Below are 15,205 nucleotides of genomic sequence, written 5' to 3'. Positions count from 1 at the left end.
CCCGAAACGTAGCTGAGGGATCTTCGCCAGAAGTGCTTGGGAAGAAGATTTTGCTTCGCAGCTACTTTGTGGTCTCCTCTCCCGATCCCGTACGTACGGGAGGGATCGAAATGACACTGCTTTTTGACTTTTTGGTCAGCCATTCTGAATTACCATATAAAATTTAAACATGCTTTAAGTCTGAGCGGTTGTGAATAAGTATTGAAATTTTACAGGCCGGGCATTAAACTTTTTACAGGCTGCGCTGTCAGACCAAATAAACTAACATATAAAGCAAACCTGATATGAAAACCGGTTTTAAATTTTATGCCACACTTGCATTAGCTGTTATATGCTTCATTACGCTGCCCTCGTTTTTTAGCGGGAAGAATGCTAAGCCACGGTTCAAATTTCCATACAAACAGGCGGGACTGACCGAGCGTCAGGCTGCGGCCCATCTGCTGAACCGTTTTACGTATGGCGCTACGCCCGGACAAATTGACGAAGTGGTTAAAATGGGCCTTGAAAAATGGTTCCAGCAACAATTGGATGGTAAGCTGCCCGACGATTCGTTAAATGGCCGGTTAGCCGGATACGATGCCCTGAACCTGACCAATAAGCAGGTTCTGGATACTTATCCGCGTCCACCGATCATATTACGCATGGCTATAAAAGATGGTTATATTGATAAGGATTCGGTAAATAAGCAGACCGATAAAAAAATGTATCGCGATAAGCTGGAAGCCTATATGAATAAAATGGGCTTTAAGCCGGAGCGTGACCTGTACCGGCAGTTTATCAGCCAGAAAATATTACGGGCAGCCTATTCAAATAACCAGTTGCACGAGGTGCTTACCGACTTCTGGTTCAACCATTTTAATGTGGCATTTGTTAAAAACGATTGTGCCCAGTTCATTCCCGCTTATGAACGCGATGTGATACGGCCAAACGTAACCGGAAAATTTGAAACTTTATTACTGGCTACGGCTAAATCTCCGGCCATGCTGATGTATCTGGATAATTTCAGCAGTACCAAGTCAAACGACCCCAAACCGGGCAAATCACGTAAAACTTATGCTGCCGCGAAAAATACTGCACAGCCGGGTGCCGATATCATGATGAGTGATATGGAGGCTATGCAGCAGGCCGATGCTAAAAATCAGCCTCAAAAACCCCGGCAGGGCTTAAATGAGAATTATGCCCGTGAAGTTATGGAACTGCATACAATGGGAGTTGACGGAGGATATACCCAGAACGATGTAACCCAGGCCGCACGTGTGCTTACCGGCTGGACGGTTTATCCCTTGTCTGATGTTGGTTATACCAATGCCCGCAAAAAGGCCCTGGAAAAGTTGGGAGAAGAACGGATGGAAAAGCAGGGCTATGTGCATGATGGCGACTTCCTGTTTGCAGCCAACCGTCATGATAATGGCGAAAAGGTAGTGCTGGGCAAAAAATTTCCGGCAAACGGTGGCTATGAAGAAGGAGTAACGCTGTTATCAATGCTGGCACATCATCCTTCGACCGCAAAATTCATTTCCCGCAAAATTGCCGTACGTTTTGTAAACGATAATCCGCCTCAAAGCCTGATCGATAAAATGGCTCAAACATTCAGCACACAGGATGGCGACATTGCCAAAGTGCTGATCACGATGGTGACTTCGCCCGAATTCTGGAGCAAGGATGCCTTACGCGAAAAAACAAAATCGCCGTTTGAGCTGGCCATGAGCGCCGTACGTACGCTGCATGCCGATATACAGGAGCCTTACCAGCTGTATTCCTGGATCAATAAAATGGGTCAGCGCATGTATTATTACCAGGCTCCAACCGGTTTCCCGGATAGGGGACAATACTGGATCAATACCGGTTCATTGTTAAGCCGCATGAATTTCGGGCTGGCGCTTGCTTCGCAACGTGTGCCGGGAGTAAAAGTAGATTTAGCCGCTTTGAATAACCATCGCGAACCGGAAAGCACTGAGCAGGCATTGCTGGTTTACAGCAAGCTGATCATGCCCGAGCGTAACCTTGACGAAACCGTTAAACACCTGACACCTTTGCTGAATACTCCCGATCTTGGGCAGAAAGTGGCCAAAGCTGCAAGCAAGGCCAATGCAAATAACACAATGACCATGACCGGTAATAAGGATGACGTATTGGCCAGTATGAACGATGAGAAACCTGCTAAAAAAGCATCAGTCAATACGAATAAAAATAATAACCAGATGCTGGCACAGGTTGTAGGCATTATTGTAGGGTCGCCGGAATTTCAACGGAGATAGGGGAAGGCAGAAGGTATATGTGTTACGGGTTGCGAGTTATGTGTTATAAGATCCCATAACGGGTAACTCATAACACGCAACAACAAAAAACGAACAACTAACAACTAACAACGATAGATCATGACATCACGAAGAGGATTTTTAAAAGCCGGCGGGCTGGCGCTTTTTGGAATAGGCGTTGGTGGGTTTCCTACATTTTTGGCCCGTGCAGCCGAAAGCGATAAAATAATCAGTCCATATAAAAAGAAGAAAATTCTGGTTTGCATCTTTCAGCGTGGTGCAATGGATGGGCTGATGGCTGTTACACCATTTACCGATAATTATTTACGGGCGGCAAGGCCGAACCTGTTCATTTCGGCAGCAAAAGCGGGTAAAGGAACGCCGCTAATTGATCTGGATGGCCGTTTTGGGCTGCACCCGGCAATGTCGGCCTTTGAGCCCATGTTCCGCGAAAAACGCCTGGCCATTGTACATGGTATCGGTTCGCCGAATAAAACACGCTCGCACTTTGATGCGCAGGACTACATGGAGTCGGGCACACCCTTTAACAAAGGTACGTCCAGCGGATGGCTCAACCGGGCCGTAGGTTTGATGGGGCACGATGGTGCAACGCCGTTCCAGGCCGTAAGCCTGACCTCCTCTATGCCGCGTTCATTTTATGGCGATAACCCGGCTGTAGCAATCAGTAATTTGCAGGATTTTGCTATCCAGATGCGGGGTAATCCGAAGGGAGCAAACATGGCTGCCAGAAGCTTTGAAGATTTGTACGACCAAACCTCGTCTGATCTGTTAAAGCAAACCGGTAAAGAAAGCTTTGATGCTATTAAAATGCTTCAAAAGGCTGATGTTAAGCGTTATAAGCCTGCAAATGATGTGGTTTATCCATCTTCGGCTTTGGGCAACTCATTGAAACAAATTGCCCAGTTAATTAAGATGGATGTGGGTGTGGAAGTAGCTTTCGCTGAATCCGGCGGATGGGATACGCACTTTAACCAGGGTGCCGAAACCGGTATTTTTGCCCGCAATGTAAACGACCTGAGCAGCAGTATAATGGCTTTCTGGAATGATATGGAAGCCTACCAGGATGATATTACCGTAATGACCATGACCGAGTTTGGCCGTACCGTGCGGCAGAACGGTACCGGCGGTACCGACCACGGACGGGCATCGTGTAACTTTATCTTAGGTAATGATGTCAATGGCGGTCTGGTTCATGGTAATATTCAACCCTTATCGGTAGAAAACCTTGAAGATGGCCGCGATTTGGCTGTAACAACAGATTTTCGCAGCGTATTTAGTGAAGTAGCCGATAAGCACCTGAAGCTCAGTAACGATAAAGTGCTGTTCCCTGACTGGGATGGAAGCAAAATTGGTGTTATGCGTTCTTAAAGCATAACGGATTTTTTTTAAAACTGTCTAAAAAGTCCCTATAGTTATCCTGAGCTTGTCGAAGGATTAGCTCATTATGGCTACAGACGCTTCCCCCCGAGAATTCGGGGTCAGCGTGACTGCAAATAGATGGTTTTACTGACCTTTGAGACAGCCTCTGGTCTCAGCCGGGGCTGGTGCCACCACCAGCCCCGCGGTATAACTTATCTTTTTCATTTTAAACAGCTTCTCAGAAAATTAAGGTTGTCTGCCCGATACCTGTTATGCGGGCTTCGTGCTCAAGCAGCCATTGTTTGCGCCATAGGCCACCGGCATAGCCAACCAGATCGCCGTTGTGGCCAATTACACGATGGCAAGGCACAACAATAGCCAGGTTGTTTTTACCATTGGCTGACGCAATGGCACGTATAGCCAGCGGGTTGTTCAGTTGCCGGGATAGCTGCGTATAACTTATCGGGTAACCGATCTTTATTTTGACCAGCTCATCCCAAACCATCTGCTGAAATGGTGTTCCGTTTTGCCGGTAGGGGAAATCAAATTCCAGCCGTTTGCCCTCAAAATATTCGCTTAATTGTTTTTTAGCTTCCTCGCTTAATGCATTGGCCGGCTCTTCCGTGGGTTGCTGTTCTTCAAATGTGATGGTATGTACAGCATCTTCATCAGCAATCAAGGTAATTAATCCTACGGGCGAAGGCAGGTAACTGTAGTACATACCTGCAAGGTACAATAAACTTGTTTAAATGGGAAGCGCAGCTTACAGGTTTGAATACGTATCTTTGGGGGCATGGATATGTTTAACCAGGTAAAAATGCTTATCCGCAAGGAGGTGATGATAGAATGGCGATCAAAATATGCGCTGAACGGCATTTTGTTATACGTGGTTTCCACTATTTTTGTATGCTACCTGTCTTTCCGGCAAATTGACCCGCTTACCTGGAATGCCCTGTTCTGGATCATTATGCTTTTTGCCTCTATTAACGCTATTTCAAAAAGCTTTGTGCAGGAAAGCCGTGGCCGGCAGCTTTATTATTACACCATTGCCAGTCCGCAGGCCATTATTGTAGCCAAGATAGTGTATAACGTTGTGCTGATGCTGGTGTTATCGGCTATCGCTATCGGCGTTTACCGCATTGTGTTCAGAAATCCCTTGGGCGATCCGCTTTATTACATGCTGGCTGTACTATTAGGAAGCCTCAGCTTTTCTACCGTGTTTACCATGATCTCGGCCATTGCTTCACGGGCCGGAAATAACGGAACCCTGATGGCTATATTGAGCTTTCCTGTGATTATTCCGTTGCTGATGCTGCTGATAAAGCTATCTAAGAATGCTATGGATGGCCTTGACCGTTCAGTTAGCCTGGATGAGATAACGGTGCTGCTGCTCATCAATGCGATGGTTGTAACGGTATCGCTGCTGTTATTCCCGTTTTTGTGGAAAGAGTAGGGAGGGAAAGCTATTTACAAAAAATAGCAGATCGATTTTTTTACGAAGCAAGCATCAACCGTCAGGTGTACAAATAAGCCAGTCCGTTATTTACCGGTTCGCACAGATCGGCAATATGTTTGGTTTTAAACAGGGTCTCGATCCGGTCGCGGGCCTCTTTGTATTCATAATGGATAGGACATGGACGTACAGAAGAGCACTCATGCAGGCCAAGTCCACATTCCTGGAATACCTGCCGTCCATCAATGGCCTCTATAATGGTCATAATGGGTTGTTGCCTTTGTTTTTCAGACATGAAAAAGCCGCCGGTGGGCCCTTTCAGGCTATTGATCACACCTTGCTTTACCAGTGTTTGCAGAATTTTGCCAACAGTATGCTCGCTTGCCTGGATATATTCCGCTATCTCTTTAATAGCCGATTTTCCTTCGGAAGAAGATTTGGTAGCCAGGTAAATTACTGCTTTAATAGCAGTTTTGCAGGTATAGCTTAACATATATTATCCGTTTAAAAACTTTAAACCTTCTTCAGAGATATTCTCCTGGCTCCATGGCGGGTAAAATGTAACATCTACCTCAACGCTATATCCCGGGAAGGTCTGCTTCAGGGTTTGTATAACATTATCCCGGATACTTTCGCCCATAGGGCAAAATTGCGTAGTTAAGGTCATGCTCACAAATAATTCGTTCCTATTGTCAAAAAAATCGATCTCATAGATCAGACCCAGATCTACTACATTTAATCCTATTTCCGGATCATATACATTTTTCAGGGCTGCCAGTGCGGTAGCTACCTTTTCCGGATCGTTAGTGATCAGATTCATAATGGCTGCGGTTTATGCGTTAATACTTTAATTACGTTTTTATTGTAAAATATGGCAGTTAATAATAAAAGCAATGCGGCCGTTCTTAATAACAGCGCATTGGCCAGCAGGATACCGGCAATAAACAAGCCGAATCCGGCCAGGTAAGTTATGCCCATTACGGTAAACAGCCTGCTGCTGAACAAGTCTTTCGGGTTAGGAGTTTTACCCAGGCCAGCCTTGTCATGATAAACTTTGTTCCATACAATAAATGGTAATGTTTTAAACGTCATACCCAGAACAATAGCGGTTAGCCAGCCGAAAAATACCGAGAACCCGTAAGCCAGCACCAGCCTGGTGTTGGTGGCAACTAATAAAAGCGTAATTACAACAACCAGGAACAATATGGGGAGCAGCATCATTAAAACAGCTAATAAGGAGATCTTAACCTGCTCATCGGTTTGCTTGCGGATGCGCTGCTTGTAGGCCCGGTAGCAATATCGTGCAAATAATACCAGCGCTGCGGCGATAGCAGCAACCGGCATCAGGTAAAGGGCAGGAGAGAAGCCGTAAAAAAAGATGATAATGAATGCCAGTAAGCCGGCATTGATCAGGTAGTAAATGATCCACAACGTTTTAGGATGGCTGTATTTTGAGATCAGGAACATGGGGATCAAACGCGATGCTACACCGATAACCAGCAGCAGAAACCAACCTACTATACCGATATGCGCATGCAATGAAAGATAATACAACGAGTTTTCGGGCAGAATATTCCGGGTGAAATTGTATACCAGAAATACACCGATCAGGGTGGTAATAAACAGCCACAGCGTAGCAGTAAAAACAAAAACGGCATGTACGCTGTCGGCTTTACTTCTGGCCGTGCTTACCCAGATGTTTACCAGGAATGAAAGCACTGCTGCGTTAATGAGTATAGCGCCGGTTTGCGCCAGCCAGCCCATATTGAAAATGTAAAAGGAGTAAACCAGCAATGGGATGCCTGCACCAGCCGTAACAAAAGAAAGATAAGCCAGCGTATTGCTAAACAGCTTGCCTTCTATTAAAACAGGTACCAACTGATGGCCGGCACCCAGTATGATCATCGTACCCCAGCCTAATGCCATAATGTGTGTAATGGCGGCTATCTGCGGATGAAAATAATGCCCCGTAAAAACCGGTGTAGAAAAAAGCAGTACAACGGTAGCTGCAAGATAAGCTATGCCGGCATACAAATAAAACGGCAATACTACCTTGTAGGTGGTGTTACGGATAAGATTGCCGGAGCCTGATGGAACGATCATATCAGTTTTTAAAAATTAAAAGATGCACTTCGCCATCGCTTACCTCTTTAATGCGGTAATCAAACCCGCGGTCGGTAAGCTCAGGCAGCAGGAAAACCGGTATTCGTTTGTGATAAACGTAGAGCGCTTTATCTTCCGGCAAGCTGTCCAGTGCCTCCAGAATGGTATGCATGGGCAGGGGCATCTCAAGCGTCCGTACATCAACAGTTTGCAGTTTGCCGGTAAATTTCTGTACCATATCATCCCAGTCTGCCTTTTTAATTACCGGTTGCTCATTACCGGCTGTTTCCTGCTGCTTATAAAAATACGTTTCAACCAGGTTACTATCCATAGTATCCACGTAAGTGGTAAAGCCTTTTTTCTCCAGCATGGCAATTAAGGGCGTTGGCTCAAAGGTGTTGATAATTTTTAAGATCCGGCCGGCCGGCAATGCTTTAACCTGGCTTAAGATAGCTTGTAACGGGTCATTACCCTGGGCAAGCATGGGGCGTACATCCAGCACCACAAGCTGCTCTGGTGTAAGCGATGCCATAAATGCAGGCTTGTCGCCGGCATCTTCGGCGAGTACAGGAGCCGTAGCATCGATATCAAAGCCCAAAGCCTGTAGTCCGGTAAAAAAATCGTTTACCGTGCAGCCGCCTATTTTTGCAGCCATGGCTATGCTGGTTCTTCCCGCAATAAGCTTGCGCAGCAAAGGGTTACGCAATTTTTCAAATTTCGGACTGATGCCGATAATAGCATCTATAGCTTGCGGATTGTGTTTTAAGATAGCAGCTATTTTGGTGTTACTGTTAATGAGCATGCTGTTGTTAATTCAAAATTAAAAATTCAAAAGATTTAGTGAGGCTGTCTAAAAAGTCAAAAGCCATCGTTTCGACGATCCCGAAGTCCCGGGAGAGGAGACCACGAAGTAGCTGCGAAGCAAAATCTCCTTCCTAAGTACTTCTGGCGGAGACCCCTCTCCCGATCCCGTATGTACGGGAGGGAGAGGGATGACGAGCGCTTTTTAGACAGCCTCATACTTGTCTGTATTTCATATTTTACTGGCTCAGCTTTTTCTCCAGGATCAAAGCCTTTTTAAACAGGATATTATTTTCCAGGTGAATGTGTGTCAGCAGGTCGGCTTCAAACTCTTCCAGCAGCTTGTAAAGCTGGTTATAGCTGGCACAGCCATCGGCAGGTACGGCAAAGTTATTGCTTAGCCTGCGTATCTCGCTTAAAATATGCCCCACGTTTATATGCTCTGATTCTGTTTTTTCTGTGATGCTTCTCAGGGTTGGAGCACCGTGTACGCTATCGGCATTGACCAGCTTTTTAATAAACGGAAATACAATAGTTTCCTCTTTAAGCAAATGGTCGGCTAACTCTTCGCTAAGCACATCAACCAGTTGTTTAATTTCAAACAGCTCTTCGTGCTGGGATCCGTGTACGCTGGCTACCTTGGTGGCATAACCCTGTATCTCGGGCAAATATTTTTTAACATAAGAGTGGTGCATGTTAACAATATAATCTGCCAGGAAATCGAGGCCCCAGTCGTTATACGGTAACGGCCGCAAAACAGTTGCCTGCGCTTTATCAGCTTCCTGCAAGGCGTTTTCCACTTCGGTTACGTCTAATCCTTTTTCTGCACAAGCCTCTTTAATGGTTTTCTTTCCGCCACAGCAGAAATCAAGTCCATATTTTTTAAATATTTCGGCTTTGCGCAGATCTTTAGCTGCAATTTCTCCCAATGTTTCATCGCCTTTACCGGTTATGCGTTTGGTAATACGTACTTTCCACCAAATAGGGCCCTGTTCCAGGTACTCCCAGGTAAATACATTGCCCCGTTCTCCCAGCAGCTGGTAATAAACCGGTCTGGGATCATGGTCGTTCAGAATGATCAGGCTGCTGCCTTCTGCAAGTCCGTCAAAGCCGCGAAAAATAGTAGGATGTTTCTCACGAGGTTCAATTTCGGGTACATTAATTACAATGTCTTCTAATGTTTCCATAACTTATTAGGTGTTTATTTTTCAGGTAAAGGTAGGGGATATTTTATTTATAAAGTATAAAAGTACTTAAATGCTTTTATTTTAACCTTGTGATGACAAACAGCCCAATCGGGGCTAAATGGCTATTATATTAATATAGAGCGATTTAAGATCACGCCGAAGTATAATATGACGGAGATCATTTTTTATGATGAGTCGTATCATGTCTGGCGCAATATCTGCGCCTAATTTTGAATAAAAAATTTAAACACAACAATATGAAAGTTAAAGCAAAATTTATTGGACTGGTATTAACCGGCAGTATGGCATTAATGTATGCTTGTGGAGGAGGTGAGCAGCAAACCTCGTCAACAGATGAGCAATCTGAAGTGAACACAACAACGCCTCCTGCTGCAGTAGAATCGGTAGACCCTGATTCTAAAAGCGATAGTAAGGGTGTTGGCCGGTTTACTTCTGTACCGGTAGGGCCTATTGATAATGCTATGGCTGCCAAGGGTAAAGAAGTGTTTACTTCTAAATGTATGGCCTGCCACCGGGCAACCGACGAAAAAATAGTGGGCCCCGGCTTAAAAGGTGTAACCAAGCTGCGTACGCCGGAATGGATCATGAACATGATCACCAACCCGGAAGAAATGACCAAAAAAGATCCCTGGGCCAAGGCTCTGTTTGAAAAACACCTGGTGCAGATGACCTTTCAGAATGTGTCTGACGATGAAGCCCGGCAGATACTGGAGTTTTTACGGAAGAACGATGCGGATTAACCCTTTTTTTACTTATAAAAAAGACAAAAACATCCTTTATTATATGTGTTATGAAACACCTTTCACACCAATTACTACTTATGGCAGGAGCCATGAGTATGTTCACAGTAGCATGTAAGCCGGGCAAGGTAAACAATGCCCTTTCGGGCGATGCTGCACAGCGGGTATATGTTGCCCCGGGTAAGTACGATGAGCTTTATATGTTCGCATCGGGAGGATTTAGCGGACAGGTGGCGGCTTACGGCATCCCGTCAGGGCGTTTGCTGAAGGTTATACCTGTGTTTTCGCAAAATCCTGAAAACGGCTACGGGTATTCTGAGGAAACCAAACCGATGCTGAACACTTCGCATGGTTTTGTTCCGTGGGACGATTCGCACCACCCCGAATTATCTAAAACCAATGGCGAAGACGATGGGCGCTGGCTGTTTATTAACGGTAACAATACCCCGCGTATTGCCCGTATCAGCCTGTCGACGTTTAAAACCGAAGAAATTATTGAGCTGCCTAATGTTGGCGGTAACCACGCTTCGCCGTTTTGCACCGAAAATACCGAATACGTGGTTGGAAATACCCGTTTCAGTGTTCCGTTAGACGATGAGCCCGATGTTCCTATTGACAGCTATAAGAAAACATTTAAAGGCGCTGTATCTTTTATTAAGGTCGACAAAAACAGCGGCAACATGAACCTGGCGTTCCAACTGATCGTGCCTGGCTTTAACTACGACCTGGCCCATGCCGGCAAAGGCCCCTCGCACGATTGGGTGTTTTTCTCATCGTATAACACCGAGCAGGCTTATTCTTTATTAGAGGTTAATGCCAGCCAGCGTGACAAGGATTTTATTATGGCCGTTAACTGGAAAAAGGCCGAAGAGCTTATTGCACAGGGCAAAGGCAAAAAGATACCGGCAAAATATGCGCATAATAAATGGAATGATAAAACACATTCGGCAACATCAACCATAGAAACCGGAACGGTAACGCTGGATATCAAAGATTTCCCGGGATTGGTATATTACATGCCTTGTCCTAAATCGCCGCACGGGGCAGATGTTGATCCAACCGGCGAGTACATCGCAGCCAGCGGTAAACTGGCAGCCGTTATCCCGGTGTTCTCGTTTAAAAAGATGCTGGATGCCATTGATAAAAAGCAATATGATGGCAACATAGATGGAACACCGGTTCTGAAATACGAAGCCGTACTTGCTGGTGAAGTACAGAAGCCGGGTTTAGGTCCGCTGCATACCGAGTTTGACGACCAGGGTTACGCCTACACCTCCATGTTTGTATCGTCAGAAATTGTAAAATGGAAAGTGTCTACCCGCGAAATTATCGACCGCATACCTACGTATTACTCTATCGGTCACTTGTCTATTCCGGGTGGTGATTCTAAAAAACCTTACGGGAAATACGTAGTGGCTTTAAACAAAATTACCAAAGACCGTTACCTGCCAACCGGGCCTGAGCTGGCACAATCCGCCCAACTTATTGACATTACCGGTAATAAAATGAAGCTCCTGCTTGATTTTCCGACTATTGGCGAACCGCATTATGCACAAATCATCCCGGCAGACAAGATTGTGAAACAGCAGGTGAAGTTTTACAAGCTGGAAGAAAATCATCACCCGTATGCTACCAAAGCGGAAAAGGATGCACGGGTAGTACGTAAAGGTAATCGTGTGGATGTGTACATGACGGCTATCCGTTCTCACCTGGCCCCGGATAACATTGAAGGCATAAAAATAGGGGATGAGGTATACGTGCATGTGACCAACCTGGAACAGGATTGGGATGTACCGCACGGTTTCGCCATTAAAGGTTCAAATAACGCGGAACTTTTAGTGATGCCTGGTGAAACAGTTACCCTGAAATGGACGCCCGACAGGATCGGTATAACCCCATTCTATTGTACCGACTTTTGCTCTGCGCTGCACCAGGAAATGTCAGGATATTTCAGGGTGTCTGCTGCCGGATCTTCCGTTCCGTTAGTATTCCGGTTGGGCGAAAATCCTGTTAAAGAACAATAAAACAATGAAAACTACAACAACACAATCATCCCGTATATTTATTGCTATAAGTGCAATCTTGTTATCAGGCGCTTATTTTCTGCCCCTTTGGCGGATACTGCTTGAAGCGCCCCAATATCCCGAAGGTTTAGAGCTAAAGATCTGGCTGACGGGTTTATCGGGGAATATAGCGCAGATCAATGGCCTAAATCACTATATTGGTATGAAATTTATAGTTGAGGCCGATTTTTGGGAATTTAAGCTGATGCCTTATATCTATGGAGTGATTGTGTTGTTGGGTTTTATAACGGCTTACTTTAATAGTACAAAGCTGTTGTGGATATGGGTAATATGCCTGGTGCTTTTTGCCATTGTCGGGTTAACCGATTTCTATTTGTGGGAATATGCTTATGGCCACAATCTCGACCCGAGAGCCGCTATTAAAGTGCCCGGAATGACCTACCAGCCGCCCTTATTCGGGTATAAGCAATTGCTTAATTTCCTGGCCGGCTCATTTCCCGATATTGGTGGTATCCTGGCCGGTACGGGTGGGGTAATAGCTGTAGCTGTGCTGTTCTATAAACATCGCGGAAGAACCAAACAAACCAAACAATGATGAATACCCTGGTGAAATATGTATGCCTGCCTGCGCTGATTTTTTTGCAGGCCTGTACCACGAATGGCCCCGAACCCATACATTATGGTAGTGATGCCTGTGCCCATTGTAAAATGACCATTATGGATGACAAGTTCGGCACTGAGCTGGTCACGTCAAAAGGCAAGGTGTTTAAATTCGATTCCATAGAATGTATGCTTGATTTTATAAAGGATGCCCCAAGTGTATATCTCGATGCCGGTAACCAGGTGTTTGTAACCGATATGCTGCAACCCGGTAGCTTCATCGATGCCCGGCAGGCAATTTATGTACACGATGAAACCCTGCAATCGCCAATGGGAGGTAACCTGGCCGCTTTCAGAACCCGGCTGCTGGCACAACGCAGCAGAACCGGCTCCGGGGTAAAATTTTATAGCTGGGATGAGTTGCTGAAGGCAATGTAGGCAGAAGGCTGGAAGGCGGAGGATAGCTAAAAGCAGAAAGCCTAAAGCGAAAAGCACGGGTATAACAAAATGCCACTACCAGGCTCTCTCCCTTTGGGAGGGTTGGGGTGGGCCAAACAAGAACATAGACACAAGAACCAAGACAATGAGCACAAACCAACTCCCTCTCCTTTGGAGAGGGTTGGGGAGAGGCTAAGACAAAGTGCAGAAACAACTCCCTCTCCAAAGGAGAGGGCTGGGGAGAGGCTTATGAAAAAACTACCCATTCTATTATTATGCATGCTTTTTACAAAAGAGCCTTTTGCGAAAACATGGGTTGTTGCGCCCAATACGGCATTGTCCAATTTGCGGCAGGCTGTAAAGCTGGCCCATAATGGCGATTCTATCCTGGTTAAAAAAGGAACCTACAGTTCTGTAAATACCATTATCGATAAATCGCTGGTGATTACCGGCGAAAATTTCCCCGTGCTTGATGCCCGTTTTGCCGATGAAGCTGTCACCATACTCGCAAATCAGGTAACCTTTAGAGGGTTTATAGTTAAAAACTCAAAAACGGGCTCGATGCGTGATTATGCCGCTATCCGGTTATTCAATGTGCGGCATGTAACCATTAGTCATAACAGGCTGGTCAATAACTTTTTTGGCATTTACCTGGCCAACTCTAAAAATTGTACGGTTACCAATAATGACATTATCGGTACAAATAACCGGCAAAATTCGGGCAACGGCATTCATTTATGGCAATGCGATAGTATCTTGATTCGCGATAACCGGGTGTCTGAACATCGCGACGGAATTTACTTTGAGTTTGCCCGGCACAGTCTCATAGAACACAATTATAGCGAGAAAAACCTGCGCTATGGCCTGCATTTCATGTTTTCGGATAACGACATTTACCGGCATAACACTTTTAAGAATAACGGTTCGGGTGTGGCAGTGATGTACACCAAACACATCACCATGTTCAATAACCTGTTTATAGAAAATTGGGGAAGCTCGGTATATGGTCTGCTGCTGAAAGACATTTCCGATAGCCGGATAATGAACAACCGTTTTGTGGGTAATACCACGGCAGTGTATATGGAAGGCTCTGACCGTATTGTTGTAACCGGGAATAATTTCATACGAAACGGCTGGGCAATCCGGGTGCTGGCTAACTGTAACGGTAATCGGTTCATGAAGAATAACTTTATGGCCAATTCCTTTGATGTAACCACTAACGGCTCGATAAACCTGAACCATTTTGCGGATAATTACTGGGATAAATACGAAGGTTATGATTTGAATAAAGACGGTATTGGCGATATTCCGTATCATCCTGTAAGCCTGTATGCACAGGTAATTGAGCAAATTCCGCAAAGTGTTATGCTGATGCGCAGCTTTATTGTTAACCTGCTGGATAAAGTGGAGCGTTCCATCCCGTCGGTTACGCCAGAATCGGTAAAAGATGAAAAGCCCCGCATGAAGCCCAATTATTAAACATCATATCCTTGTTATGGCACTCATTGAAATCTCGAACCTCGAAAAATCTTTTGGCAAGCTGGCCGTGTTAAAGCGTATAAGCTGCAGCTTTGAACAAGGCTGTATTGTTTCCATTCTGGGGCCTAACGCATCGGGGAAAACCACGCTGATCAAATCCATTCTGGGGATGGTTATTCCTGATAGCGGCGAAATTCTGTTTCGCGGGCAACCGGTTATCAACACCTTCGCTTATAAAAAGCATATCGGCTATATGCCGCAAACCGGCTGTTATCCGGATAATATCAAAATCGGACAGCTGTTTAACATGATGCAGGACATCCGGAGGCCATATCCGGATTTAGACACCGGTTTAATCAAGCTGTTTGGCCTGGAAGCCATGTATCAGAAACGTATGGGCGTGCTGTCCGGTGGTACGCGGCAGAAAGTGAGCGCTGCGCTGGCATTTATGTTTAACCCGGATGTGCTCATCCTGGATGAGCCGACAGCCGGGCTTGACCCCGTAGCGGCCGAGCAGCTCAAGGAAAAGATCCGGGAAGAAAAATCGCGTGGTAAGCTTATCCTGGTCACTTCGCACATTATGAGCGAGGTGGATGAAATAGCCGATACAGTGCTGTACCTGTTCGAAGGACAGATCAAATTTTATAAGCCTCTTAGCGTCCTGAAAGCCGAAACCGGCGAAGAAAAATTGGGTAAAGCCTTAACTAAGATCCTGAAATAA

15 protein-coding genes are annotated in these 15,205 nt (G+C 45.6%); 9 read left to right on the top strand and 6 right to left on the bottom strand.

What is annotated here, in order from left to right:
- Window positions 1–284: 284 nt before the first annotated feature.
- Window positions 285–2,258: a DUF1800 domain-containing protein gene (locus FW774_RS07470; protein WP_149347546.1), complete on the top strand. Its 1,974-nt coding sequence runs from the start codon at window positions 285–287 to the stop codon at window positions 2,256–2,258.
- Window positions 2,259–2,378: 120 nt separating this feature from the next.
- Window positions 2,379–3,647: a DUF1501 domain-containing protein gene (locus FW774_RS07465; protein WP_149347545.1), complete on the top strand. Its 1,269-nt coding sequence runs from the start codon at window positions 2,379–2,381 to the stop codon at window positions 3,645–3,647.
- A gap of 229 nt (window positions 3,648–3,876) precedes the next feature.
- Here FW774_RS07465 and FW774_RS07460 read toward each other — a convergent pair whose 3' ends face one another.
- Window positions 3,877–4,359 (bottom strand): methylated-DNA--[protein]-cysteine S-methyltransferase, encoded by a 483-nt coding sequence (locus tag FW774_RS07460; RefSeq protein WP_149347544.1) that lies wholly within the window; start codon window positions 4,357–4,359, stop codon window positions 3,877–3,879.
- A 72-nt stretch (window positions 4,360–4,431) separates the two neighbouring features.
- Here FW774_RS07460 and FW774_RS07455 point away from each other — a divergent pair, with 72 nt between their 5' ends.
- Window positions 4,432–5,091, top strand: a complete 660-nt coding sequence (locus FW774_RS07455) for a heme exporter protein CcmB (RefSeq protein ID WP_149347543.1) — start codon at window positions 4,432–4,434, stop codon at window positions 5,089–5,091.
- Between the two features lie 61 nt (window positions 5,092–5,152).
- Here the strand turns inward: FW774_RS07455 and FW774_RS07450 are convergent, their stop codons facing one another.
- The 5 genes from FW774_RS07450 to ric all read right to left on the bottom strand — a co-directional run bounded on the left by FW774_RS07450 (window position 5,153) and on the right by ric (window position 9,182).
- A complete protein-coding gene (locus FW774_RS07450) occupies window positions 5,153–5,584 on the bottom strand; it encodes an RrF2 family transcriptional regulator (RefSeq protein WP_149347542.1) in 432 nt (143 codons plus the stop codon).
- Window positions 5,585–5,587: 3 nt separating this feature from the next.
- On the bottom strand, window positions 5,588–5,911 hold the full coding sequence (locus tag FW774_RS07445) for a metal-sulfur cluster assembly factor (protein ID WP_149347541.1): 324 nt from the start codon (window positions 5,909–5,911) through the stop codon (window positions 5,588–5,590).
- Window positions 5,908–7,194: a cytochrome C oxidase subunit I gene (locus tag FW774_RS07440; RefSeq protein ID WP_242457759.1), complete on the bottom strand. Its 1,287-nt coding sequence runs from the start codon at window positions 7,192–7,194 to the stop codon at window positions 5,908–5,910. The genes FW774_RS07445 and FW774_RS07440 overlap by 4 nt, the downstream gene beginning before the upstream one ends.
- 1 nt (window position 7,195) lies before the next feature.
- Window positions 7,196–7,996: a DUF2249 domain-containing protein gene (locus FW774_RS07435; protein WP_149347540.1), complete on the bottom strand. Its 801-nt coding sequence runs from the start codon at window positions 7,994–7,996 to the stop codon at window positions 7,196–7,198.
- Between the two features lie 238 nt (window positions 7,997–8,234).
- The gene (gene ric / locus FW774_RS07430; protein ID WP_149347539.1) at window positions 8,235–9,182 is read right to left on the bottom strand and encodes an iron-sulfur cluster repair di-iron protein; all 948 of its coding nucleotides are present in this window, start codon (window positions 9,180–9,182) and stop codon (window positions 8,235–8,237) included.
- Between the two features lie 257 nt (window positions 9,183–9,439).
- Here ric and FW774_RS07425 point away from each other — a divergent pair, with 257 nt between their 5' ends.
- From FW774_RS07425 to FW774_RS07400, 6 genes are all read left to right on the top strand, one after another.
- Window positions 9,440–9,943, top strand: coding sequence for a c-type cytochrome (locus tag FW774_RS07425; RefSeq protein WP_149347538.1), 504 nt, complete (start codon window positions 9,440–9,442; stop codon window positions 9,941–9,943).
- 50 nt (window positions 9,944–9,993) lie between these two features.
- A complete protein-coding gene (nosZ, locus tag FW774_RS07420; RefSeq protein WP_149347537.1) occupies window positions 9,994–11,967 on the top strand; it encodes a Sec-dependent nitrous-oxide reductase in 1,974 nt (657 codons plus the stop codon).
- 4 nt (window positions 11,968–11,971) lie between these two features.
- On the top strand, window positions 11,972–12,562 hold the full coding sequence (locus FW774_RS07415; RefSeq protein WP_149347536.1) for a hypothetical protein: 591 nt from the start codon (window positions 11,972–11,974) through the stop codon (window positions 12,560–12,562).
- Complete coding sequence (locus FW774_RS07410) at window positions 12,559–13,005, top strand: nitrous oxide reductase accessory protein NosL (protein WP_149347535.1); 447 nt, start codon at window positions 12,559–12,561, stop codon at window positions 13,003–13,005. The genes FW774_RS07415 and FW774_RS07410 overlap by 4 nt, the downstream gene beginning before the upstream one ends.
- A 279-nt stretch (window positions 13,006–13,284) precedes the next feature.
- Window positions 13,285–14,484 carry a nitrous oxide reductase family maturation protein NosD gene (locus tag FW774_RS07405; RefSeq protein WP_242457758.1) on the top strand — a complete coding sequence of 400 codons (1,200 nt, stop codon included), beginning with the start codon at window positions 13,285–13,287 and terminating at the stop codon, window positions 14,482–14,484.
- A 16-nt stretch (window positions 14,485–14,500) separates the two neighbouring features.
- Entirely contained in the window at window positions 14,501–15,205 is a 705-nt protein-coding gene (locus FW774_RS07400; protein WP_149347533.1) for an ABC transporter ATP-binding protein, read from the top strand.

The sequence above is a fragment of the Pedobacter sp. BS3 genome (assembly GCF_008274585.1).
Classification (GTDB): domain Bacteria; phylum Bacteroidota; class Bacteroidia; order Sphingobacteriales; family Sphingobacteriaceae; genus Hufsiella_A.
The sequence above is the reverse complement of the archived record's forward strand: the minus strand, read 5'-3'. Positions and strand labels throughout refer to the sequence as shown.

Coding starts and splice junctions, on each gene's coding strand:
- FW774_RS07470 (WP_149347546.1), top strand. CDS start 285: ATGAAAACCGGTTTTAAATTTTATGCCACACTTGCATTAGCTGTTATA.
- FW774_RS07445 (WP_149347541.1), bottom strand. CDS start 5,911: ATGAATCTGATCACTAACGATCCGGAAAAGGTAGCTACCGCACTGGCA.
- FW774_RS07435 (WP_149347540.1), bottom strand. CDS start 7,996: ATGCTCATTAACAGTAACACCAAAATAGCTGCTATCTTAAAACACAAT.
- FW774_RS07440 (WP_242457759.1), bottom strand. CDS start 7,194: ATGATCGTTCCATCAGGCTCCGGCAATCTTATCCGTAACACCACCTAC.
- FW774_RS07455 (WP_149347543.1), top strand. CDS start 4,432: ATGGATATGTTTAACCAGGTAAAAATGCTTATCCGCAAGGAGGTGATG.
- FW774_RS07410 (WP_149347535.1), top strand. CDS start 12,559: ATGATGAATACCCTGGTGAAATATGTATGCCTGCCTGCGCTGATTTTT.
- FW774_RS07460 (WP_149347544.1), bottom strand. CDS start 4,359: ATGTACTACAGTTACCTGCCTTCGCCCGTAGGATTAATTACCTTGATT.
- FW774_RS07450 (WP_149347542.1), bottom strand. CDS start 5,584: ATGTTAAGCTATACCTGCAAAACTGCTATTAAAGCAGTAATTTACCTG.
- FW774_RS07465 (WP_149347545.1), top strand. CDS start 2,379: ATGACATCACGAAGAGGATTTTTAAAAGCCGGCGGGCTGGCGCTTTTT.
- ric (WP_149347539.1), bottom strand. CDS start 9,182: ATGGAAACATTAGAAGACATTGTAATTAATGTACCCGAAATTGAACCT.
- nosZ (WP_149347537.1), top strand. CDS start 9,994: ATGAAACACCTTTCACACCAATTACTACTTATGGCAGGAGCCATGAGT.
- FW774_RS07425 (WP_149347538.1), top strand. CDS start 9,440: ATGAAAGTTAAAGCAAAATTTATTGGACTGGTATTAACCGGCAGTATG.
- FW774_RS07400 (WP_149347533.1), top strand. CDS start 14,501: ATGGCACTCATTGAAATCTCGAACCTCGAAAAATCTTTTGGCAAGCTG.
- FW774_RS07415 (WP_149347536.1), top strand. CDS start 11,972: ATGAAAACTACAACAACACAATCATCCCGTATATTTATTGCTATAAGT.
- FW774_RS07405 (WP_242457758.1), top strand. CDS start 13,285: ATGCTTTTTACAAAAGAGCCTTTTGCGAAAACATGGGTTGTTGCGCCC.